Consider the following 23362-nt stretch of genomic DNA (forward strand, 5'->3'; position numbering starts at 1 on the left):
CGAGGCGCCGAAGGGGGCGGACCTCGGAGAGAGGAGCGATCATGACCCGTCGTGACGGAAAACGCACCTTTATCTTTGCCCTTTTGACCTCGGCCTCGGTTGCGGCGCTGCCGCTGGCCGCGACGACGCGCGGCAGCCGTTCGGGAGACGATGTCGATCGGCTCGGCGAGGCGACCGAGGTCGAGATCTTCGAGGGGCGGGGCAACCTTCACGGCTCGGGCCTGTCGGCGCGGCTGGCCTCGGACCTGACCGTGGCGATCCGGGACCGGTTGCAATCCATGCTGGATGAGGCTGTGAGCGGGCCGTTGATCTGGGCCGAGGCCTATCATGTCCGCGTCGATGTCACGGGTATGCCGGATGATCCGGGGGGGCAGCAAGCGACGGTGGACCGTCTGCCGGACGGCTGGCTGCTGGAGGGCCAGGTCTATATCGATGCGCCGGAGACCGAGATGCCGATGCGAAAATACCGGATTGCGCTGCCGTCCGAGGGCCTGGCGCAGATCGCGCCGGGCGATTGCGAGGCCTGCTATGCGGCGCTGGTCGATGGGTTCGCGGCACAGGTCGTGCGCGACGCGATGCGCTTGCCACAGGCAGAGCAAGGGGGGTCTTCTGTCTGAACGCCGGTCTGAGAGCTGGCAGGGGCTCAGCGCATCTGCCGGAAGGCCCGTGGCGAGACGCCGGTGTGTTTGTGAAACGCCCGGGAAAAATACGCCGCCGAGTGGAAGCCGAGCTTTTCGGCCACCTGCTTGATCGGCAGATCCGTCTCCATCAGCAACCGCCGGGCTTCGAAATGCACCCGGTCTGCCAGAATGGCCGAGGCGGAGCGGCCGCAGGCGATGTTGCAGGCGCGGGTGAGATGCGTCGGCGTCACGCCCAGTTCGGCGGCAAAATGCGCCACCGTTCGGCCATCGCGCAGCTCGTTCTCGACCAGCGCGGTAAAGGCCGCGGCCAGACGGCGCGAGGCATCCGGGGTGAGATCGTAGTCGGGCATGATCGACATCTGCCGCTCCAGCCAGACCGCGATCATCCCGGCCTGGAACGCCATGGCGCGGTCGCGCCCGGGCTGATCGGTCTCGATCTCGCGTTGCAGCCCCTCGATCATTCCGGTGATCTCGTTTTGCTGCAACACTTCGCGAAACCGCATGTGCAGAGGCTCCTCGGGCAGCGCCAGAGACGGGTCCTCGGGCAGGTGCACGCGGTAGCCCATGACCTGACCGACCGGCTCGAACCCGTACATGGTGCGGGTCGGCAGGAACAACAGGTTGTGCGGTCCGAACCCGCGGGTGACGCCCGACACGGTGATCCGGCCCTGACCGCGGGTGAACCAGAGAAGCGTCGGCGTGCGATGGCTGCGCATCGCCTGCATCCGCCATTTCTCGGCGCCCGACAGCGTGCCGGAGCCACGCCCCAGCGGCAGGACGCGGTAGGACTCTTGTTCCGGGAGGTCCGGGATCTGCGGTGTGCGCGAGCGGCGGCGGCGCGCTTGTTTCGACAGCGGGATATCCGGCTGGCTGGCGGGCGGCGCGGCGTTCCCTTTCCTGCCGATTTCCCCCAGCGGCAGGGTTTGGAAAATTTTACGCGGTGTCTTCTCGGGCATGGCAGCGGGTCTTGTTCGGTTTGTACAATTCCCGCAGAGACTAACCCTGTTGCGCGACCTGTCAAAGAAAATCTTTTATTTTCAATGCGGTATGGGTTAATGTTAAGAATTCATCAACCATTACTCACGGCAGCGATATCTTGTGGTAGGCCTTCATGCGCGCCCTAAACCATGTGCGTTGCCGCTTGGCATATTGCCGTGTCGCCACGGTCGCGGCCTCTTTCGCCTCGGAAAGCGACATCTCTTCGCGCAGGTAGGCGATCAGCTCCGGTGCGCCGATGGCTTTCGACGAGGGCGCGGCCGGGTCCCAGGTCGGCAGATTGACCTCCGCCTCCGCCAGCGCGCCCTGAGCGAGCATCATTTCGAATCGCCGGGCGATGCGGGCGTTGAGCCAATCCTTGTCGGCCTGCATCACGAGCGGGGTGCAGTTGGCGAGCGGCAAAAGCGGCGGCGGCGTGTCGGCCTGCCAGTCCGCGAGCCCGCGTCCGGTGGCGCGCAGCACCTCCCAGGCGCGTTGCACCCGCATCGGGTTCAGTCGGTCGATCTTGCCGGCGGTCAGCGGGTCTTCGGCGTCGAGCTCCGCCAGCAACCCCTGATGCCCGCCGTCTTCGGCCCGTCTGCGATCGCCCTCGGCGCGAATGTTCGGGGGCGTTTCGGGGATCTCCACCAGCCCCTCGGTAAGCGCGCTGAAATAGAGCCCGGTGCCACCAACGATGATCGGCCGTACCGGCCCCGTGAGAAAAGGCGTGACATCGCGCAGCCAGTGACCGACGGAATAGCTGGCATCGCCCGGGACATGGCCATAGAGCACATGTTTGGCGCGCGCTTCATCCGCCTCGGACGGTCGCGCGGTCAGTACCCGCCAATTGGCGAAGACCTGCAACGCATCGGCATTGACGATCACGCCGCCCTGAGCCTCGGCAATCGCCAGCGCCAGCGCCGATTTGCCCGAGGCCGTGGGGCCGGCGATCAGCACCGGACGTTCGGGGGCGAGCAGGGGCGATATGTCAAAGGGCAGGGTCATGAGACTGCGGTGGCAAAGTGGCGCGGGTTTGTCCAGAGGGGAAAGAGGAAAAATTCCGGCCGAATCCCGGGTATATTTCGCGCGCTGCGCATTGATCCCGGGGGCGTTTTCGATCATTTTGCCCGCAATCAATCACATAGATCTCGGGGACTTCTGATGAGCGACGCGGAAAAGGATCATCCTGCCACGAAGTACAAACGTGTGCTGTTGAAAATCTCGGGCGAAGCGCTCATGGGCGATCAGGGGTTCGGCCTGCATCCGCCGACGGTGGAGCGCATCGCCAAGGAAGTGAAATCGGTGCACGATCTCGGGGTCGAGATCTGCATGGTCATCGGCGGCGGCAATATCTTCCGCGGGCTGCAGGGCTCGGCCCAGGGCATGGAACGCACCACCGCCGATTACATGGGCATGTTGGCGACCGTAATGAATGCGCTCGGCATGCAGGCGGCGCTTGAGGGGCTGGGCATCCACACCCGCGTGATCTCGGCGATCACCATGAACGAGGTGGCAGAGCCCTATATCCGCCGCCGCGCCGTGCGTCACCTCGAGAAGAAGCGGATCTGCATTTTTGCCGCCGGCACCGGCAACCCCTATTTCACCACCGACACCGCCGCGACGCTGCGCGCCAATGAAATGGCCTGCGAGGCGATCTTCATGGGCAAGAACGGGGTGGACGGGGTCTATGACAAAGACCCGAAGACCAACCCGGATGCGAAACGCTACGACCATGTCAGCTATGACGAGGTTCTGCGCAAGAATCTCAAGGTCATGGATGCCTCGGCGATTGCGCTGGCGCGCGACAATGCTCTGCCGCTGATCGTCTTTCCGCTGGATGCACCGGGCGGCTTCCGCTCCATCCTGGCGGGCGAAGGCACCTATACATTGGTGAACTGATCCGGCTATAAGCACCGGCGACGCGCCCCGCGGCAGGCTTGCGGGGCATTGAGAGATAAGACGGGAGAGACCCATGTCCGAAGAATTTGAACTCGACACAGCTGATCTGGCGAAACGTATGGACGGGGCGCTCTCGAACCTGCGCACGGAATTCGCCTCGCTGCGGACCGGCCGGGCGTCCGGTTCGATGCTCGAACCGATCATGGTGGATGCTTACGGCTCGATGACGCCGATCAACCAGGTCGGCACCGTGAACGTGCCGGAACCGCGCATGGTGACGATCAATGTCTGGGACAAGGGGCTGGTCAACAAGGTCGAGAAAGCAATCCGCGAAAGCGGTCTCGGCATCAACCCGCAGCTCAATGGCACGATCATCATGCTGCCGATCCCGGAGCTCAATGAAGAGCGCCGTCGCGAGCTCACCAAGGTGGCCGGCCAATATGCCGAACATGCCCGCGTCGCCGTGCGCAACGTGCGCCGTGACGGTATGGAACAGATCAAGAAGCACAAGGACGGCATGTCCGACGACGATCACAAGTTCTGGGAAGGCGAGGTTCAGGACCTCACCGACAAGCATATCAAGGGCATCGACGATCTTCTTGCGCATAAGCAAGAAGAGATCATGCAGGTCTGAGATCGGCGGAAGAGCGCAGACGCTTTTCTTCCTGTTTGCCCGGACCGCCTCTGGCGGGTATCACGGGGCATCACCGCCGCGTGTTGCGGATGTGCTGCAGATGTGGCGCAGATACGACTGGGGCGCTCCCATCGGGGGCGCTTCGAATTTTAAAGAGCCGCGGACAGGGACGTGGCCGGTAGTTGTGAGAACATGATGAGCGACAGTAGCCCGGCGAGTATGGAAACGGCTGGCGTCCCCGGCGGCCCGAAACATGTCGCGGTGATCATGGATGGCAACGGTCGCTGGGCCCAGTCGCGTGGCAAACCGCGCCTGTTCGGTCACCACGCTGGTGCCAAACGGGTCAAGGAAATCGTCCGCGCCTGTCCCGATTTCGGGGTGAAATACCTGACCATATTTGCCTTTTCGACCGAGAACTGGAAACGCACCCAGACCGAGGTCTCCGGCCTGATGTCGCTGTTTCGCCGTTATATCCAGAACGAGATGAAGGATCTGGTGGCCGAGGGCGTGCGGGTGCGGTTCATCGGCGACCGTCTCAGGCTGGACAAGAAGCTGCAAAAGCTGATGGACGATCTCGAAGAGGTCACCCGCGACAATGAAAAGGTCCATCTGACCATCGCCATCAATTATGGCGGGCGCGACGAGGTCTCGCGCGCGATCAAGGATCTCGCCTGTCAGGTCGCCAAGGGCGAGCTGGACCCGGAGACCGTCGACGAGACCACGCTCACCCGGTTTCTCGACACCAAGGTGCTGCCGGACCCGGATCTGGTCATTCGCACCTCCGGCGAGGCGCGAATCTCCAATTTCCTTTTGTGGCAATCGGCCTATGCCGAATATGAATTCATCGACACGCTCTGGCCGGATTTCACCGCCGAGGTGTTCGCCGAATGCGTGAACCGCTTTGCCCGCCGGGATCGCCGCTATGGCGGGGTGACAGCATGACAACGCCCCCGAGATCCGGCAAATGGCGCGATCTGATGCCACGGCTCCTGTCCGCCGTGGTCATGGTCGCCATCGGGCTGGGCGCGGTGTTCTCGGGTCATCGGGCCTTTTCCGCGTTGGTGCTTGTGGTCGGGGCGATCGGTGTTTGGGAACTCTGGCGGATGCGCGCGGCGAAACGCGCCGCCACCGGCCTCAATGCCGGCGATCGTCAGAGCCTCTGGGCCTATCTCCTGCTGTTGCTCCTGGGCTGCTATGGTCTCGTCATGCTCTCGGCCAAGGGCGGGCTGGCGCTTCTGCTTTTTGCCATCGGGCTCGTCGTGGTGACCGACAGCCTCGGCTATCTCGTCGGCAAGACCCTTGGCGGTCCGAAATTCTGGCCGCGCGTCAGCCCGAACAAGACCTGGTCGGGCATCATGGGCGGCTGGGCCGGGGCAGGGCTTCTGGCCTATGTCACCCATGGTTACATGCCCGAGGGCTTCGTGCGGCTGTGGTTCTTCGTGACCTCCTCGATGGTGCTGTCCTTCGCCTCGCAGCTGGGCGATATGGCCGAGAGCGCGCTCAAACGCCGCATGGGGGTCAAGGACAGTTCCAATATCATTCCCGGGCATGGCGGCGTGCTGGACCGGTTCGATGCGCTTCTGGCATTGGGCGCGCTCTATGCCGTGCTTGCGCTGATCTTTGGCTGAGGCAGATATGCGACGGATTTCCATTTTCGGCTCCACCGGTTCCATCGGGCAATCGACCATCGATCTGATCCGGCGTGACCGCGAGGCCTATGATGTCGTGGCGCTCACCGGCGGCGGCAATATCGATCTTCTGGCGAAAGACGCCATCGAGCTGGGCGCGAAGGTGGCGGTCACCGCCTATGAAGACCGTCTGGCGGATCTGAAAGCGGCGCTGGCCGGAAGTGGCGTTCAGGCCGCCGCCGGTGAACATGCCCTCATTGAAGCCGCCGACCGTGAGGCGGATTGGATCATGTCGGCCATCGTCGGCTCCGCCGGTCTGGCGCCGGGGCTGCATGCGCTGCGCCACGGCACCACGCTGGCGCTGGCCAACAAGGAGAGCTTGGTGACCGCCGGACCGCTGCTGATGCAATCGGCGCGGAGCCACGGCGCCCGCGTCCTGCCGGTCGACAGCGAACATTCGGCGGTGTTTCAGGGCCTCGTCGGTGAGGACCAAAGCGAGGTCGAGCGCGTCATCATCACCGCCTCCGGCGGGCCGTTCCGCGACTGGTCGCACGAGCAGCTCAAGGGCGCCACCCTGGCGCAGGCCTGCAAACACCCGTCCTGGGACATGGGGCAGCGGATCACCATCGATTCCGCCTCAATGTTCAACAAGTCGCTCGAGATCATCGAGACCAGGGAATATTTCGGCTTTGCCCCGGAGCAGATCGAAGTGCTGGTGCATCCCGGCTCCTATGTCCATGCGCTGGTCGGGTTTCGCGACGGGGCGCTGATGGCGCATCTCGGCGCGCCCGACATGCGCCATGCCATCGGCTATGCGCTCCATTGGCCGGAACGCCGCGATCTGCCGGTTGCACGGCTGGACCTGGCCAAGGTCGGTCAGCTCCGCTTCGAAGCCCCCGACGAGATCCGTTTCCCGGCGCTCAGGCTGGCGCGCGAGGTGATGGAACTGGGCGGTCTCGCGGGGGCGGTGTTCAACGCCGCGAAAGAGGCGGCGCTCGATCTGTTCATCGCCCAGAAGATCGGTTTTCTCGACATGGCACAGCTGGTCGAGCAGGTGCTGACGCAAATGTCAGCGGGCGGCATGCTCAAAGTGACCGCTCTGAGCTTGGATAATGTGCTGGCAGCCGATAAAGAGGCGAGAGCCCGTGTGCTGGCCCTCAAGGCCGCCTGACCACTTCATTGACCGACGACACAGATCGTAAAGACAGATCGTAGAGGAAGACCCTTTTCATGGATGTGAATACTCTCTTGAGCTCGCTCGGCGGCACCGCGTTTACGCTGGTGTTCTTCATCGTCGCCCTGTCGATCATCGTGACCGTCCATGAATATGGCCATTACATCGTCGGGCGCTGGTCCGGGATCAAGGCGGATGTGTTCTCGCTGGGATTCGGCAAGCCGATCTGGCAGCGCACCGACAAGCGCGGCACGGTCTGGCAGATCGCCTCCTTGCCCTTTGGCGGCTACGTGAAATTCGCGGGCGACGCCAATGCCGCCTCGGCGCCCGACGCGCATGCGGTCGAGGGGCTGAGCGCCGAAGAGGCCCGTCACACCATGCCCGGGGCGCCTTTGTGGGCGCGCACGCTCACGGTGGCCGCCGGTCCGGTGTTCAATTTCATCTTTTCCTTCCTGGTCTTCACCCTGTTCGTGCTGTTCGTCGGGCAGGCCAGCGACCGGATCATCGTCGATGAGGTGGCGCCGACGCCTTATGAAACCGGGCTGCAGACCGGCGATCAGATCCTCGCCATCAATGGCCAGGAGGCACCGGAAACCTCGGGGCTTCTGGGCTTTCTCGAGGCGCTGCCGCGTCAGGCTCAGATGAGCTACACCGTGCTGCGTGACGGGAATGAGGTCTCGGTCGACGGGCCGTATCCCTATCCGGTCGTCGTCGCCGCCGTGTCGCCGAAATCCGCGGCGCGTGATGCCGGCATCGAGACCGGCGATGTGATCACCCATCTCGATGGCACGCCGGTCAACACATTCTGGGATCTTCAGGATTATGTCATGGGGCATGACGGGGCGGAAATGACCCTCACCGTCTGGCGCGACAGCAAAGCCGGCGGCGAGACGTTTGAGACCACGCTCGAGCCGCGCCGCCGCGACATTCCGGCCGATGATGGCGGGTTCGAAACCCGCTGGCTGATCGGTATCACCGGTGGTTTGCTTTTCTCTGTGGGCACGGAGCCTGTGGGGCTGGGCGAGGCGATCCTGTCGGGGGCCGAAGGCGTCTGGCGCATCATCACCACCTCGCTGTCGGGGCTGTGGCACATGATCACCGGGGCGATCTCCGCGTGTAACCTGTCGGGGCCGGTGGGCATTGCCGAGGTTGTTTCCACCTCTGCGGCCGACGGGGCGATGAGCTTTGTCACCACCGTGGCCATGCTCTCCACCGCCATCGGGTTGATCAACCTGTTCCCGATTCCGGTTCTCGATGGTGGCCATCTGGTGTTCTACGCCTATGAGGCGGTGCGCGGCAAACCGCTGCCGGATCGTGCCGTCGGCATCATGATGACCGTCGGCCTTGCCGTGATCATGACCTTCATGGTGCTGGGGCTGGGCTCGGATCTGTTCTGCAAATAGGCGGTATCATCCGGGGCGCGCCGGCTTTTTCGCCCGCGCGCCGCGATTTTCGATCTGCCGGGGCTTTCGGTCCAAATCTCGCCACATTCCTTTTCTATCACCGGGGCAACGGGTGCCCGAAAGGGTGCCGAATTGGAATGTCTCCGGCGAAGCGAGACGCATTCCTGATGATCGATCACCGAGGAGGGCCTCACCATGACTGCAATCCGTGCCGGCTATCAAAGCCTTTCGCAACTGGCCGATCTGAACTGGGACCGCCTGTTCTACGCCGTGACCATCGCCGTGGCGCTGGTCGCCGGATCGTTTTTCGGTCACCTTTTTCTCTGAACTCATCCTCTGAGCCGTGCCGGCCCGAAGGCCGACTCGCATCACAGGTTCGCATGACAGATTGAACGGGATGCCCCATGGCGTCCCGTTTTTCGTTGTGGCAGCGGCCGCGCGGGGGATCCTGAGGCGGGCCTGGCGACGGGCCTTGCGCAGATCGGCAAAACACGGCTCTGAGCGCAACATCTGCTTTCTCTTTTGGCAGGTATGGTTATGATCACCCCAAAGCTGGGCATCCCTTGTGTGTGGCGCGGGTGATATCGCGTTTTGACAAGGGGCGGCAGAGCCGTTACTCAGCTAGATACTTGTGGGGAATTTCGAGAAAGCTGCCATGTTCGCAATTGATCATCGTTCGACCCGTGAAGCGTCGCGGATTGTCTCGCGCTCCTTTGCGCTCACCTTTGCAGCTTTCGCTGTCACAACCGTCTCTTACACGGCGTTTCCGACCCCGGCGGTGGCCCAGGCCTACCGCTTTACCAATGTCGAGGTCGAAGGCGCGGGGCGCGTCTCCACCGGCACGATCCTGTCCTATGCGGGAATCACGCGCGGTCAGGCGGTCTCGGCCGGCGAGTTGAACGACGCCTATCAGAAGGTCCTGGGCTCCGGTCTGTTCGAGACCGTCGAATTCATTCCCCGGGGCAATACGCTGGTGATCAAGGTCACGGAATTCCCCGTGGTCTCGCGCATTTCCATCGAGGGCAACCGCAAGGTGTCCGACGATGCGCTGATGCCGCTTCTGGCCACCAAGGTGCGCCGGGTCTATTCGCCCGCCGAAGTCGAGGCCGATGCCGCCGGCATCACCGAAGCCTATGCCGTCAAGGGCCAGCTGGTCGCCACGGTGACGCCGAAAATCATCCGCCGTCCGGACAACCGGGTCGATGTGGTCTTTGAAGTGACCGAAGGCAAGGGCGTGGAGATCGAGCGGCTGAGCTTTGTCGGCAACCGCAATTTCTCCGACAGCCGTCTGCGCCGGGTGCTGCAGACGAAACAGGCCGGCGCCCTGCGCTTCATCATCGGGCGTGACACCTATGCCGAGGACCGGATCCAGTTCGATCGTCAGGTGCTGACGGATTTCTATACCTCGCGCGGCTATGTCGATTTTCAGGTGCTGAATGTCGCGGCCGAGTTCTCGCGCGAGCGCAATGCCTATTTCCTGACCTTCGACGTGCGCGAAGGCCAGAAATACAGTTTCGGCAATATCTCCGTGTCGTCCGAGATCGCCGAGGCCACATCCGACGACTTCCTGCAGGTCAACAAAATCCGTTCCGGCCAAACCTATTCGCCGCTTGCGGTCGACAACACGGTCGAGCGGATGGAGCGGCTGGCGACCAAGAAGGGCATCGATTTCCTGCGGGTCGAACCGCGGGTGACCCGCAACGACCGGGCGCAGACGCTCGATATCGAATTCGTGCTGGTGCGCGGGCCGCGGGTCTTTGTCGAACGGATCGACATCGAGGGCAATGCCACCACGCTTGACCGGGTGATCCGGCAGAAATTCAAGACCGTCGAAGGCGACCCGTTCAACCCGCGGCAAATCCGCGAGGCTGCGGAACGTATCCGCGCCTTGGGCTTCTTCTCCAATGCCGATGTGAACGCGCGTCAGGGCTCCTCCGAAGAGCAGATGATCGTCGATGTCAACGTGACCGAGAAGCCGACCGGCTCCTTCACCTTCGGCGGCAACTATTCCGTCTCCGACGGCGCCAATCTGATCGCGTCCTTCAGTGAAAAGAACTTCCTGGGCCGTGGCCAGACCCTGTCGTTCAACCTGACCACAGATGTTGACAATGGCTCGCTGAGCTTCAACTTTGTCGAGCCGGCCTTTCTCGGCCGCGATGTCGCCTTTGGTCTCTCGGCCGGGCTCGGGACGTCGCAGCCCTCCTATGCCGAACACGAGCAGCGCCGCGCCTTTGTCTCACCGCGCCTGACTTTTCCGGTGTCCGCCAATGGCTCTCTGACCGTCAATTACCGCGGCGAGCTGCGCGAACTTGTCGATGCCAGCGAGGGCGCGATCACCTTGCCCGCCACGATCCAGACCGATATCGCGGCCGGGCGCGAGACGGTGCACAGTCTCGGCTATTCCTACAGCTTCGACACCCGTCGGTCGGGCTTGAACCCGAATGCCGGCTTCCTGTTCAAATTCGGTCAGGATTACGCCGGCCTCCTTGGCGGCGATGTCGAGTATGTCAAAACCTCTGCCGAGCTCACGGGCGAGATGAAAGTCCTCAACGAGGAAGTGACACTGCGCGCCACGGTCGAGGGTGGCGTGATCGATGCCGATGGCAATTCGAGCGTGGCCGATCGGTATTTCAACAGCCCTTCGATCATTCGCGGCTTTGAACCGGGCGGCATCGGCCCGCGCGATGACGCGTCGGGGTTGGCGCTTGGCGGCAATTACTATGCGGTTGCGCGTCTCGAGGCGAATTTCCCGCTCGGCCTGCCGGAGGAATACGGCCTCTCGGGCGGTCTGTTCTATGACTACGGCTCCGTCTGGGGGCTCGATGACGTGAGCGGAATCATTGCCGGGTCCGACGATCCGAACTGGCGGTCGGTGATCGGGGCGTCGATCTTCTGGACCACGCCGCTGGGGCCCTTGCGCTTCAACTTCACCCATGCGCTGGACAAGGAAACCTACGACGAGGAACAGACTTTCGATCTGACCATTTCGACGAGTTTCTGACATGCGTTTGCTCTGGGCCCTTGCCGCGATCTGTTGCCTGACGGGCACCGCGCTCACGGCGCAGGATGTGCCACAGGGCAATGCGCAGGGCGGTCCCCAAGACAGTCCCCAAGGCGAGGCGACAGATCCGGCATCCGCCGCCGGCTCCGTGCGCAACGGCAAACTGATCTTTCCGGTTCTGGTCTTCGATCGGGCGCGTGTCCTGTCGCAAAGTCAGGCCGGGCAGGATCTGGAGGCCCGGGCCGAGGCGGAACGCTCCGCACTCCTGGCGGAGAACGACAAGATCTATGCCGACTTGGAGGCCGAGGAGCAGGCGATCGCCGATATGCGCGACAGCCTGTCCGATGAGGATTTCAAAGCCCGCGCTCAGGCGTTTGATGCCAAAGTGACAGAGGTGCGCGCCGAGCAGGATGCCAAGGGCAAAGAGCTTCAGACCTTTTACGACACACGTCTGGCGCAGCTCGAACAGGATATGAATGGCGTGCTCACCGGCATCGCCCGCGACTATGGCGCGGTGCTGATGTTCGAGCGCGGCCAAGTCTATCTGATGAGCGGCGCCATCGATGTCTCTGCCATTGCCATTGACCGGCTCGATGCGCGCGACGATGACGAAGCCGCAGCCGAGGACACCACGGAGAGCACGGTGGAGGACACAGTTGAGGACAGTGGCGGGCCCAAGGAAGCGAACCCGGCGCAGGAATAGGGCGCAAGGAGACGGGTGCGCGCCGGTCAAGCCGGTCCCGTCCCGGTGCATCTGGCCGCAGCCTGTGGGTTTGACGACACTTCCGCATCGGCCATGCTTGTCACATGGGAGCGCTGTTGATAGGAGTGTACGACGAAAATTCGACCGGTTCCGCAAGGCGCGCGGTCGCTGCGTGGTTCTCTCGCTCCGCGACACGCGGAGATGACAGTGACGATCGACAGCAAACAAGAACGACCAAGAAAGACATAGGTCCAAGATCAGAAGGCCCGGGGAAGAGACATGACCGAGAGCACCACCATCAAAACCGCCGATATCGACCTGATCCAGCGCATCCTGCCGCATCGCTACCCGTTTTTGCTGGTGGATCGTGTGATCGAGATCGACGCCCCCAACAGCTGTATCGGCATCAAGAACGTCACGTTCAACGAGCCGCATTTCCAGGGCCACTTTCCGGGCGAGCCGGTGATGCCCGGTGTCACCATCGTCGAAGCCATGGCCCAGACCGCCGCCGTGATGGTCGGGGTCCACATGGATCTCGCCGACAAGGAATTCAACGTCTATTTCATGAATATCGACGGGGTGAAATTCCGCCGCAAGGTTGTGCCGGGCGATCAGGTGAAAATGCATGTCACGGTGAAACGCGGAGGCGGCAAGGTCTGGAAATTCGACGGCCGCGCCGAGGTCGATGGCGAATTGGCCTGCGAGGCCTCGTTTACCGCGATGATGGACCTGACCCCGAGATCGTGAGCCGGTCCCGTAGGTCATTCTGGAAGGACAGACGATGAGCACTATTCATCCCGGGATTGACCCGAGTGCAAAGATCCATTCCTCTTCGGTGATCGAAGAGGGCGCGGTGATCGGCGCAGATGTCGAGATCGGGCCATTTTGCCTGATCGGCCCCGAGGTGAGGTTGCACGACCGTGTGGTGATCAAATCCCACGCCGTGGTGACCGGCGACACCGAGATCGGCGAGGACACCACGGTGTTCCAATTCGCTTCGATCGGCGAGATCCCTCAGGATCTCAAGTTCAAGGGCGAAAAGACCAGGCTCGTGATCGGCAAGCGCAACCGCATTCGCGAATATGTCACCATGAACACCGGCACCGAAGGCGGCGGCGGCGTCACCCGGATCGGCGATGACTGCCTGGTGATGGCCTGCGCGCATGTCGCCCATGACGTGCAGATCGGCGACCGGGTCATTCTGGTGAATTCGGTGGCCGTCGCCGGCCATTGCGTGATCGAGGACGATGTCATCGTCGGCGGGCTCTCGGGCATCCACCAATTCGTGCGGATCGGGCAGGGCGCCATCATCGGCGCGCTGTCCATGGTCACCGCGGATGTGCTGCCGCATGCGCTGGTGCAGGGGCCGCGCGGTGAATTGGACGGGCTCAACCTCGTCGGGCTGAAACGCCGCGGGGTCGCCCGCGACGATATCAACCAGCTGCGCGCCGCCTTTCAGATGCTGAAACAGGGCGAGGGCTCGTTCAAGGATCGGGCTCAGCGGCTCGAGGAAGATTTCGACAGCGATTATGTCGCGCGCATGGTAGCCTTCGTCATGGGCGAAAGCGACCGTGGTTTCCTGACCCCGAAATGAGAGGAGCAAGGCCGTGACCCGGACCGCGATCATAGCCGGGGCGGGCTCTCTGCCGAAACTCCTGGCGGAGGCGCTGGTCTCCCCGGTCTATGTGACCTTCGATGACATCGAAGTGCCCGAGGGGCTCGACCGCCTTCCGGCGCGGATCGAGAAACTCGGCAAGCTGTTCAAGGAATTGAAAGCCATGGACGTGGGCGCGGTGACCTTTGCCGGCGCCATGGCGCGGCCGAAGGTGAACCCGGTGAAGCTCGACCGGCACGCGCTCAAACTCGCCATGTCGCTGGGCAAGGGCGATGACGCGCTGCTGCGCGAGGTGCTTGCCCTGTTCGAATCCCAGGGCTTTCTGGTCCGCTCGGCGACGGAAATCCGGCCTGATCTGTTGCTGGCACCCGGCACGCTCTGGGGCCGCAAACCGTCGAAACAGGACGAGGAAGACGCGACGCGCGCGCAGGCGGTTCTGGATGCGCTTTCGCCACTGGATGTCGGGCAGGGTGCGGTCTGTGCCGGTGGCCAGATGCTCGGCATCGAAACTGTGCAGGGCACGAATGCGATGCTGGGCTTTGTCGCCGAGACACCGGCCAAGCTACGCCGCGACAAGGGTGTTTTCGTCAAAACCCCGAAACGCGGTCAGGAGCTGCGCATCGACATGCCCACCATCGGCCCGGACACGGTCGAGGCGGTGATCGAGGCGGGGCTGGGCGGTATCGTCATCCCCGGCGGAAAGCTGATCGTGCTGGATCAGGATCGGGTAAAGACCCGTGTCGAGGAGGCAGGTCTCTTCCTGAAAGCCCGATGAGCATGCCGGCTCTGAAAGTCTTCGTCATCGCCGGTGAGGCCTCGGGCGACAAGCTCGGTGCCGCGGCGATGGAGGGGCTGCGGGCCCTGACCGAGGTGGAGTTTCGCGGCGTCGGCGGGGAGCGCATGACGGAGTTGGGACTGCAGAGCCAATTCCCCATGTCCGAACTGTCGCTCATGGGGATCGCCGAGATCCTGCCGAAATATTTCCATCTGAAACGTCGTATCCGCGAGGTGGCGCAGGCGATTCTCGACTGGCGCCCCGATGTCGTCCTGACCATCGACAGCCCGGATTTCTGTCTCCGTGTCGCCGATCTGGTCAAGGCCGAGAGCGATATCCGCATCTGTCATTACGTGGCGCCGACGGTCTGGGCCTGGCGCCCCGAACGCGCCGCCAAAATGGCCAGGCGCGTCGATCAGGTGCTGGCGCTTTTTCCCTTCGAGCCGCCCTATTTCGAAAAAGAGGGGCTGCGCTGCGATTTCGTCGGCCATCCGGTCGTCACGGAAACCCCCGCCGGCACCGATGAGGTGATGACGCTTTTGCACGATTGCGATCTCGATCGCGGGCCAGCCGTTCTGGTCCTGCCCGGGTCGCGCCGTGGTGAGGTCAGCCGGCTGGCGCCGATCTTTGGCGCGGCACTCGGTCACTTCGCCAAATCCCACCCGGATGCCGGCTATATGCTCGCCGTGGCGCCGGGTCTGATGGACCATGTCAAAGAGGCAACGAAAGATTGGCCGGTCAAGGTCGAGCTGTTCGAGAACAAGTACCTCAAACATGTCGCCTTTCGCGCCGCCGATGTGGCGCTCGCCGCCTCGGGCACGGTGTCGCTGGAACTGGCCGCCAATGACACGCCGATGGTGATCGCCTATCGGATGAACTGGCTGACCGAGCAGATCGTCAAACGAAAACTGCTGATCGACACCGTCACCTTGGTGAATCTCGTCTCGGAGAGCCGCGTCGTGCCGGAATTTTTGGGCCCGGAGTGCATTCCGCAGAAGATCGCGGCGAGCCTGTCGCATGTGCTCAACACCGGCGAAGACCAGCGTGCCGCGCTCGATCTCACGATGATGCGGCTGGGCCGTGGTGACGAAGCTCCGGGTCTCAGAGCGGCCCGCGCGATTCTCGACGGGCTCGGGCGAGGCTGACGCGCGGCCGCGACCTTGCCGGAAAATCCCTTGTTTTCGGCTCAGATCAAGGCGTCCTCGCCGAAACCTGTTAGGCTATCGGCGAGGAGGTGTGTGATGTCTGGGAAATTCCGGCGCCTCGCTACCGTGTTGTCGATCTCTCTGGTCACGTTGAGCCCGGGGGGGCTGTCCGCACAGGCGTTGGTGGAGCAGGGCGCGGAGGTTTCTGCGCCCGGGGATTCGCTGCTCGGAGACCTATTGCCCGGAGATCCGCAGCGTGGAGAAATGCTTTTTGTTCAAGGTTGTGGGCGCTGCCACCGCGATGTCACGGCCTTCAACATGACCGGATTTACTCCGGAGGGGCTGAGCCGTTTCCTGCAAGATCATCGGCTCCGCAGCGTCAGCGGGCGCAGCCCTGAGGATTGCGAGGATCTCGCCGCTTATCTTGCGCAAATCTATCCGCAGATCGTGCCTGAGACGGAAAACCCCGATTCGGATCGTTAATTCTTACACTTATCGAACATCTTGGCGCTCAGCGCCGCTGCAAGGCCGTGGTTCGCGCCCGGGTCATTTCCACCCGGCAGGATTGAATCGCGATGCCGGTGCCGGAGCCACCGCCATAGGTCGATCCGACAAAGGAACATTGCGCCTCGCGATAGCTCTCCCAGGCCGATTGGGCCGCATCAAGCGCCGGCAGCGCTACCGCCCGCCCGGTGACATCGCCCAATTCCTTGGCCGCGTCACGGGCAAAGCCCAGTTGCAGCTGCATCGCGCGTTCGGCCCGGGCGAAGATCTCGGTGACGCAGTTGGAGATTTCGACCTGAGAGCCGAGATCGAGCGAACATTCCAGCGATGGATCAGCCTGCGCCGCGACCGGCAGGATCAGGAGCAGCGCCAGCCCTCTCATCTCAATAGCCGCGCCAGATCCAGCCGCCGCCATAGATGCGCGGGCTTTCCGGATCGTAGAACACACAGGCCTGACCGGGGGAGACACCTTCTTCGGCGACCACGAGTTCGACCTCGGCCTCGGTTTCCGAAATCGGACGCACGATGGCTTCGCGCGGCGGGCGGGTGGAGCGCACCTTGACGTCGAGCACCCATTCCTTGCGCGACATGAATGGCTCATCGCCCAGCCAGTTGATCTCGCGCACCGGGATCTTGCGGGTGGCGAGCATCTCTTTCGGGCCGACGATCACCTGGCGATTGTCGACATCGAGCTTCACCACGTAGAGCGGCTCGGTCAGCCCGCCGATGCCGAGGCCGCGCCGCTGGCCGATCGTATAGTGAATCACGCCCTCATGTGTGCCCCGGACATTGCCTTCGTGATCGACGATCTCGCCGGGTTCGGCGGCGCCGGGGCGCAGCTTCTCGATCACCTGTGCATAATTGCCGTTGGGGACAAAGCAAATGTCCTGACTGTCGGGCTTGTCCGCCACCGACAGCCCGTATTTCGCGGCCAGCGCGCGGGTTGCGTCTTTGGACGGCAGATGGCCCAGCGGGAATCGCAGGTAGGACAATTGCTCCGGTGTGGTCGAGAACAGGAAGTAGCTCTGATCGCGATTGGGATCGGCTGCGGAATGCAGTTCCGGGCCGTTCGCCCCCATGACGCGCTGAATATAATGGCCCGTGGCCATGCAATCGGCGTCGAGATCCTTGGCGGTTTCCAGGAGATCCTTGAATTTCACGCGTTCGTTGCAGCGAATGCAGGGCACGGGCGTGGCACCGGCGAGATAGCTGTCGGCGAATTCATCGATCACCGCATCCTGAAAAATGTTCTCATAATCAAGCACATAATGCGGAAACCCCATCTCTTCGGCGACGCGGCGGGCATCATGAATGTCCCGCCCGGCGCAACAGGCGCCTTTCTTGGCCAGGGCGGCGCCATGATCGTAGAGCTGAAGCGTCACGCCGACGACATCATAGCCTTCTTCGGCCAGCTGTGCGGCCACGACAGAACTGTCCACGCCGCCGGACATCGCAACGACCACGCGGGTCTGCGAAGGCGGTTTGGCAAAGCCGAGTGAATTCAGCGGGGGCGCGCCGTCGTGAGTCATGAACAAATCCTTTATGGAACAGGCCCGCTATATAAGAAAATTCGAACTATTCTCAAGGGGGACCTTCATTCCCCATTAAGAGGATTGCGTCACAACGGGGGGCAATTCACGAAGAGGGTGAGACCGATGTATCTGAAAAAAGTCGATGGACCCCGTGCGGTGACACTTCCCGACGGTTCTATTATGACTCGTGCAGACTTGCCTCCCAAGGAAACGCGGCGCTGGGTGGCGTCGCGCAAGGCGGCAGTGGTCAAGGGGGTGGTGTTCGGTCTGATTCCCCAAACCGAGGCCTTGAAGACCTATGGTCTGTCGGAGGAAGAGTTCAATTCCTGGAAAAATGCCATTACGGAGCACGGCGAAGCGGCCTTGAAAGCAACGGCGGTTCAAAAATATAGACAACCCTGAGTTGAATGTGCTAAAAGGTTAAAATTGGTAACGTGCAGTTAACCATTTTTGACCATCTTCCATATGAACGAGCACGAAAAGAACAATTGGAAGATAGCAACGGAGACCCACGGTATGCGAATTTTGCTGGTCGAAGACGATCCCACCACCTCGAAAAGCATCGAAATGATGCTGTCCCACGCGAACCTGAACGTTTATTCGACGGATCTTGGGGAAGAGGGGATCGATCTTGCGAAACTTTATGATTACGATTTGATCCTTCTGGATCTTGGCCTGCCCGACATGAACGGCCATGACGTGCTGCGACAGCTGCGGCTCGCCCGCGTCGATACGCCGATTCTCATCCTGTCGGGCGCCGATGATACGGAGAACAAGATCAAGGGATTCGGCTTTGGCGCCGATGACTATCTGACCAAGCCGTTCCATCGCGAAGAGCTGGTCGCCCGGATCCATGCGATTATCCGTCGCTCCAAGGGCCATTCCCAATCCATCATCCGCACCGGCAAGATCGAGGTCAATCTCGATGCCAAGACCGTGTCCGTGGGTGGCAAGCCGGTGCACCTGACCGGCAAGGAATACCAGATGCTGGAGCTTCTGTCCCTGCGCAAGGGCACCACGCTCACCAAGGAAATGTTCCTCAACCACCTCTATGGCGGCATGGATGAGCCGGAGCTCAAGATCATTGACGTGTTCATCTGCAAGCTGCGCAAGAAACTCGCCAATGCCACCGATGGGGACAATTACATCGAGACCGTCTGGGGCCGCGGCTATGTGCTGCGCGATCCGGATCCGGCCGCGGGTGGCATGGACGAACAGTTCGCGATCGGCGCCTGATCCCCGGATCGGACATGATCCCTCTGTCTGTGATGGCTCGACCTTGTCGGGCTGTCAGCAGTCTATCGTGATGATCCACTGTTCCGGTGGGTCATTCTGACCGTATGAGTTCGGAACGGTTTTTTCGCTCGTGGAATTCTCTGACTAGACCTCCCCGTGTCCCTCTCCTAAACCATGGAGACGGCATCCGCGGGGAGGTATTTTTATGACGGACAGCAGCAGTATCGCAGATCTCCATGTGACGGATCTGTCCGAAGATCAGGCGCGCGCCGAATTGGCACGTCTGGCCGAACTGCTTGCGGGCGCCAATACGGCCTATCACACCGAAGACGCCCCGGTTATGTCCGACGCGGAATATGATGCGCTCAAACGCCGGAATGCCGAGATCGAGAGCCGCTTTCCAGCGCTGAAACGCGCCGACAGCCCGTCCGAACAGGTCGGTGCCCTGCCGTCCGAGGGCTTTGGCAAGATCACCCATGCCATTCGTATGATGTCGCTCGCCAACGCCTTCGACGATGAGGATGTGGTGGAATTCGACCGCTCCGTGCGCAAATATCTCGGCGCCCCCGGAGAGATCGGCTATACGGCGGAGCCGAAGATCGACGGGCTCTCGCTGTCGCTGCGCTATGAGCAGGGCCGGCTTGTCTCCGCCGCCACGCGGGGCGATGGCGAGGTCGGCGAGAATGTCACCGCCAATGCCCGTACCATCGATGATATCCCGCAGCAGCTGACCGGAGCGCCCGAGGTGCTCGAGGTGCGCGGCGAGGTCTATATGTCCCACGAAGATTTCGCGGCGCTGAACGCGCGTCATGCGGAGCGCGGTGGCAAGACATTTGCCAATCCCCGCAACGCCGCCGCCGGCTCTCTGCGTCAGCTCGATGCCGAGATCACCCGCGCACGGCCGCTCAGGTTTTTCGCTTACGCCTGGGGCGAGATTTCCGCCCCTCTGGCGGAGACCCAGCTGGGGGCCATCGAGCGGCTCAAGGCGCTCGGGTTTCAGACCAACCCGCTGACCCAACGTTTCACCGAGATTGCCGATCTGGTGGCGCATTACCACGTGATCGAGGCGCAGCGCGCCACTCTGGGCTATGACATCGACGGGGTGGTCTACAAGGTGGACAATCTCGAGCTGCAACGCCGTCTTGGCTTTCGCTCGACCACGCCGCGTTGGGCGATTGCGCATAAATTTCCGGCTGAGCTGGCCTGGACCCGGCTCGAGGCCATCGACATTCAGGTCGGCCGTACCGGCGCGCTGTCGCCGGTGGCGCGGCTGACGCCAGTCACCGTCGGCGGCGTCGTGGTCTCCAATGCCACGTTGCACAATGAGGATTATATCAAGGGGTTCGGCAGCAAAGGCGAGGTCATTCGCCCCGATGCGGCGGGCGAGGCCAAGGACATCCGGGTGGGCGACTGGGTGCAGGTCTATCGCGCCGGAGACGTGATCCCGAAAGTCGCCGATGTCGATCTCACGAAGCGCGAAGAGGGCGCCGCGCCCTATGACTTTCCGACCACCTGTCCCGAATGTGGGGCTGATGCGATCCGCGAAGAGGGCGACGCGGTACGGCGCTGTTCCGGCGGCATCGTCTGCCCGGCCCAGGCGGTGGAGAAGCTCAAACATCTGGTGTCGCGCGGCGCCTTCGATATCGAGGGGCTCGGCGCCAAACAGGTCGAACAATTCTATCAGGACGGGTGGATCAAGGAACCCGCGGATATCTTTGAACTGAAAGAAAAATATGGCCCTGGAAACCTGTCTCAACTGAAGAACCGCGAGGGCTGGGGCGACAAATCCGCCGCCAACCTGTTCGATGCCATCGACGCGCGGCGTGAGATTCCGCTCGCGCGCCTGATCTTCGGCCTCGGCATCCGCCATGTCGGCGACAGTTCGGCGGCGCTTCTGGCGACACATTACGGCACATGGGCGGCGTTTGAGGCGGCGATGAGCACGGCCAGTATCGGCACCGGCGAGGCCTGGGACGATCTGCTGTCGATCGACGGCGTGGGGGAGGTCATGGCGACCTCGCTCATCACCGCCTTCCATCAGGAGGGGGAGCGGGCCTCGATCGACCGGCTGGTGGCGCATCTCAGCCCGCAAGAGGCCGAAAAGCCGAAAAGTGACAGTCCGGTCAGCGGCAAGACGGTGGTATTCACCGGCACATTGGAGAAAATGACCCGATCCGAGGCCAAGGCCCGGGCCGAGGCGCTCGGCGCCAAAGTGTCGGGCTCGGTCTCGGCCAAGACCGATCTCGTGGTGGCCGGGCCGGGGGCTGGTTCGAAAGAGAAAAAGGCCCGCGATCTGGGGATCGAGCTTTTGGATGAGGACGGTTGGCTGGCGCTGATCGGCGAGGCATAGTCGTGCCATGAGTTCAGGCCGTCCGGATATCCTCTTTCCGCTCTTCGCAGGGCTGGAAACGCTCGCCGGTGTCGGGCCGAAAACCGCCAAGCTGCTGCCATCGCTCGGGGTGGAAAAGCCGCGCGATCTCCTGTTCACCCTGCCGAACTCGGTCGTGGACCGGCGGCGGCGCGACAGCCTGCGCGAGGTGGTGCCGGGCGCCATCGCCACGGTCGAGGTCACGGTGCTCCGGCATCAACCACCGGCGCGCAAGGGCCTGCCATATCGGGTCTATGTCGAGGACCGCGAGCTGGCCTTTCAGGTGGTGTTCTTCCGCGGTGCGCCGAACTGGATCGAAAGCCAGCTGCCCATCGGCGAGCGGCGTCTCCTGTCCGGCAAGGTCGAGATGTATGACGGGCAATTCCAGATGCCGCATCCGGATCACATCCTGACGCCCGATGAGGCGGGCAGCCTGCCGGGGTTCGAGCCGGTCTATCCGCTCACCGCCGGTGTGACGCAAAAGACCATGGCCAAGGCTGCGGATAGCGCGCTCGACCGCCTGCCGGAGCTGGCGGAATGGATCGACACGGCACTGAAATCCCGCGAGGGCTGGCCGGATTTCGATGTGGCGGTGAAAAACGCTCATCATCCGATCTCGCAGAACGAAATTGCGCCCGACAGCGCGGCGCGGCAACGCCTGGCCTATGACGAGCTGTTTGCCCATCAGGTGACCTTGGCGCTGGCCCGCGCGCGGGTCCGTCGCGGCAAGGGGCGGATCAATGAGGGCACTGGAGCTTTGCGTTCCAAAGTCCTGAAATCCCTTCCATATCTCCCGACCGGCGCGCAGAATCGCGCGATGGACGAGATCGCCACCGATATGGCGGATGGCAAGCGGATGAACCGGCTGCTGATGGGCGATGTCGGCTCCGGCAAGACGCTGGTGGCGCTGATGGCGCTGCTGGTTGCGGTGGAGGCCGGCGGGCAGGGCGTGATGATGGCGCCGACCGAGATTCTGGCCCGCCAGCATCTCGAAGGGCTGCGGCCTCTGGCGGAGGCGGCGGGGGTGGTGCTGGAATTGCTCACCGGTCGTGACAAGGGCAAGGCGCGCGCGGCGAAAATCGCGGCCTTGAAACGCGGTGACATTCATATCCTCGTCGGCACCCATGCGGTGTTCCAAGACGATGTGCATTTCCACGATCTGCGCCTGTCGATTATCGACGAACAACACCGGTTCGGCGTGACCCAGCGGCTGGCGCTGGCGCAAAAGGGCGAGGCGGTGGATGTCCTGGTGATGACCGCGACGCCGATCCCGCGCTCGCTTTCCTTGGCGCATTACGGCGATATGGATGTTTCGACCCTCGATGAAAAACCGCCCGGGCGGACGCCGATCAAGACCGCGCTGAGTTCGATCGAGCGGATCGACGAGGTCGTCGATCACCTGCGCAAGGCGATTGCCGACGGCAAACAGGCCTATTGGGTCTGTCCGCTGGTCGAGGAAAGCGAAGTGGTCGACATGATGGCCGCCGAGGAACGGTTCAAGGCGCTGCGCGCCGCGCTCGGCGAGGGCCATGTCGGGCTCGTGCACGGTCAGATGCCACCGGAGGAGAAAGACCGCACCATGGAGGCCTTTGCCGCCGGCACGCTCGCCGTGCTGGTCGCCACGACGGTGATCGAGGTCGGGGTCAACGTGCCCAATGCCTCGATCATGGTGATCGAACGCGCGGAGCATTTCGGTCTGGCGCAGCTGCACCAGCTCAGGGGCCGGGTGGGGCGCGGCGATGTCGCCTCGACCTGTCTGTTGATGTACAAACCACCGCTGACCGAAACCGGGCGGCGGCGGCTCGAGATCCTGCGCGAGACCGAGGATGGGTTCCGCATTGCCGAGGAAGACCTGTCGATGCGCGGTGCCGGCGATGTGCTGGGCACGGCACAATCCGGCCTGCCGCGATTCCGCGTGGCGGATCTGGAGCGGCAATCGGCGCTGATGGCGCTGGCGCAAAGCGATGCCCGCAAGCTGCTCCATGACGACTCGGAGCTCACGTCCGAGCGCGGCGCGGCGGTGCGTGTTCTCCTTTGGCTCATGGGGAAGGATGAAGCGATCCGTTTGATTTCAGTGGGTTAGGCGGATTTTTGCTCTTTTGTTCACGAATGTTCTCAAAAAGTTCTTT

Annotated in this window: 23 protein-coding genes; 19 read left to right on the forward strand and 4 right to left on the reverse strand. The window is 62.7% G+C overall.

The window, feature by feature from the left end:
- Positions 1–41 precede the first annotated feature (41 nt).
- The gene (locus tag BM151_RS03905) at positions 42–617 is read left to right on the forward strand and encodes a hypothetical protein (protein WP_090057660.1); all 576 of its coding nucleotides are present in this window, start codon (positions 42–44) and stop codon (positions 615–617) included.
- Between the two features lie 26 nt (positions 618–643).
- On the opposite strand, the gene BM151_RS03910 is transcribed toward BM151_RS03905, so the two are convergent.
- Both BM151_RS03910 and miaA read right to left on the reverse strand, forming a co-directional pair.
- A complete protein-coding gene (locus BM151_RS03910) occupies positions 644–1597 on the reverse strand; it encodes a helix-turn-helix domain-containing protein (protein ID WP_090057664.1) in 954 nt (317 codons plus the stop codon).
- Between the two features lie 124 nt (positions 1598–1721).
- Positions 1722–2621, reverse strand: a complete 900-nt coding sequence (miaA, locus tag BM151_RS03915) for a tRNA (adenosine(37)-N6)-dimethylallyltransferase MiaA (protein WP_090059174.1) — start codon at positions 2619–2621, stop codon at positions 1722–1724.
- A 156-nt stretch (positions 2622–2777) separates the two neighbouring features.
- Here miaA and pyrH point away from each other — a divergent pair, with 156 nt between their 5' ends.
- The 14 genes from pyrH to BM151_RS03980 all read left to right on the forward strand — a co-directional run bounded on the left by pyrH (position 2778) and on the right by BM151_RS03980 (position 16076).
- Positions 2778–3515, forward strand: a complete 738-nt coding sequence (gene pyrH, locus BM151_RS03920; protein WP_090057669.1) for a UMP kinase — start codon at positions 2778–2780, stop codon at positions 3513–3515.
- A 73-nt stretch (positions 3516–3588) separates the two neighbouring features.
- Entirely contained in the window at positions 3589–4149 is a 561-nt protein-coding gene (gene frr, locus BM151_RS03925; protein ID WP_090057672.1) for a ribosome recycling factor, read from the forward strand.
- Positions 4150–4344: 195 nt separating this feature from the next.
- Positions 4345–5091, forward strand: coding sequence for an undecaprenyl pyrophosphate synthase (locus BM151_RS03930; RefSeq protein ID WP_245781087.1), 747 nt, complete (start codon positions 4345–4347; stop codon positions 5089–5091).
- On the forward strand, positions 5088–5777 hold the full coding sequence (locus BM151_RS03935) for a phosphatidate cytidylyltransferase (protein ID WP_177213016.1): 690 nt from the start codon (positions 5088–5090) through the stop codon (positions 5775–5777). The genes BM151_RS03930 and BM151_RS03935 overlap by 4 nt, the downstream gene beginning before the upstream one ends.
- 7 nt (positions 5778–5784) lie before the next feature.
- Positions 5785–6948 carry a 1-deoxy-D-xylulose-5-phosphate reductoisomerase gene (gene dxr / locus BM151_RS03940; protein ID WP_090057679.1) on the forward strand — a complete coding sequence of 388 codons (1164 nt, stop codon included), beginning with the start codon at positions 5785–5787 and terminating at the stop codon, positions 6946–6948.
- Positions 6949–7007: 59 nt separating this feature from the next.
- The gene (gene rseP, locus BM151_RS03945; RefSeq protein ID WP_090057683.1) at positions 7008–8354 is read left to right on the forward strand and encodes an RIP metalloprotease RseP; all 1347 of its coding nucleotides are present in this window, start codon (positions 7008–7010) and stop codon (positions 8352–8354) included.
- A gap of 195 nt (positions 8355–8549) precedes the next feature.
- Positions 8550–8681: a hypothetical protein gene (locus BM151_RS21930; RefSeq protein WP_281245285.1), complete on the forward strand. Its 132-nt coding sequence runs from the start codon at positions 8550–8552 to the stop codon at positions 8679–8681.
- A 328-nt stretch (positions 8682–9009) separates the two neighbouring features.
- On the forward strand, positions 9010–11355 hold the full coding sequence (gene bamA / locus BM151_RS03950; RefSeq protein WP_090057687.1) for an outer membrane protein assembly factor BamA: 2346 nt from the start codon (positions 9010–9012) through the stop codon (positions 11353–11355).
- Between the two features lies 1 nt (position 11356).
- A complete protein-coding gene (locus BM151_RS03955; RefSeq protein WP_090057690.1) occupies positions 11357–12058 on the forward strand; it encodes an OmpH/Skp family outer membrane protein in 702 nt (233 codons plus the stop codon).
- A 279-nt stretch (positions 12059–12337) separates the two neighbouring features.
- Complete coding sequence (gene fabZ / locus BM151_RS03960) at positions 12338–12805, forward strand: 3-hydroxyacyl-ACP dehydratase FabZ (protein ID WP_090057695.1); 468 nt, start codon at positions 12338–12340, stop codon at positions 12803–12805.
- A 34-nt stretch (positions 12806–12839) separates the two neighbouring features.
- Positions 12840–13652 (forward strand): acyl-ACP--UDP-N-acetylglucosamine O-acyltransferase, encoded by an 813-nt coding sequence (lpxA, locus tag BM151_RS03965; protein ID WP_090057699.1) that lies wholly within the window; start codon positions 12840–12842, stop codon positions 13650–13652.
- 13 nt (positions 13653–13665) lie between these two features.
- The gene (locus BM151_RS03970) at positions 13666–14448 is read left to right on the forward strand and encodes an LpxI family protein (protein ID WP_090057702.1); all 783 of its coding nucleotides are present in this window, start codon (positions 13666–13668) and stop codon (positions 14446–14448) included.
- A complete protein-coding gene (gene lpxB / locus BM151_RS03975) occupies positions 14445–15593 on the forward strand; it encodes a lipid-A-disaccharide synthase (protein ID WP_245781088.1) in 1149 nt (382 codons plus the stop codon). The genes BM151_RS03970 and lpxB overlap by 4 nt, the downstream gene beginning before the upstream one ends.
- Positions 15594–15689: 96 nt before the next feature.
- Positions 15690–16076 (forward strand): hypothetical protein, encoded by a 387-nt coding sequence (locus tag BM151_RS03980; RefSeq protein WP_090057707.1) that lies wholly within the window; start codon positions 15690–15692, stop codon positions 16074–16076.
- A 28-nt stretch (positions 16077–16104) separates the two neighbouring features.
- Here the strand turns inward: BM151_RS03980 and BM151_RS03985 are convergent, their stop codons facing one another.
- Positions 16105–16479 carry a lysozyme inhibitor LprI family protein gene (locus tag BM151_RS03985; protein WP_090059179.1) on the reverse strand — a complete coding sequence of 125 codons (375 nt, stop codon included), beginning with the start codon at positions 16477–16479 and terminating at the stop codon, positions 16105–16107.
- 1 nt (position 16480) lies between these two features.
- Positions 16481–17626: a tRNA 2-thiouridine(34) synthase MnmA gene (gene mnmA, locus BM151_RS03990; RefSeq protein ID WP_090057711.1), complete on the reverse strand. Its 1146-nt coding sequence runs from the start codon at positions 17624–17626 to the stop codon at positions 16481–16483.
- Positions 17627–17752: 126 nt separating this feature from the next.
- Here mnmA and sciP point away from each other — a divergent pair, with 126 nt between their 5' ends.
- From sciP to recG, 4 genes are all read left to right on the forward strand, one after another.
- A complete protein-coding gene (gene sciP, locus BM151_RS03995) occupies positions 17753–18031 on the forward strand; it encodes a CtrA inhibitor SciP (protein WP_090057715.1) in 279 nt (92 codons plus the stop codon).
- A 114-nt stretch (positions 18032–18145) separates the two neighbouring features.
- Positions 18146–18865 (forward strand): response regulator transcription factor CtrA, encoded by a 720-nt coding sequence (gene ctrA / locus BM151_RS04000; protein ID WP_090057720.1) that lies wholly within the window; start codon positions 18146–18148, stop codon positions 18863–18865.
- A 205-nt stretch (positions 18866–19070) separates the two neighbouring features.
- The gene (ligA, locus tag BM151_RS04005) at positions 19071–21215 is read left to right on the forward strand and encodes an NAD-dependent DNA ligase LigA (protein ID WP_090057723.1); all 2145 of its coding nucleotides are present in this window, start codon (positions 19071–19073) and stop codon (positions 21213–21215) included.
- A 7-nt stretch (positions 21216–21222) separates the two neighbouring features.
- The gene (gene recG / locus BM151_RS04010) at positions 21223–23316 is read left to right on the forward strand and encodes an ATP-dependent DNA helicase RecG (protein ID WP_090057728.1); all 2094 of its coding nucleotides are present in this window, start codon (positions 21223–21225) and stop codon (positions 23314–23316) included.
- Positions 23317–23362 lie beyond the last annotated feature (46 nt).

The sequence above is a fragment of the Celeribacter neptunius genome (assembly GCF_900113955.1).
Lineage (GTDB): Bacteria > Pseudomonadota > Alphaproteobacteria > Rhodobacterales > Rhodobacteraceae > Celeribacter > Celeribacter neptunius.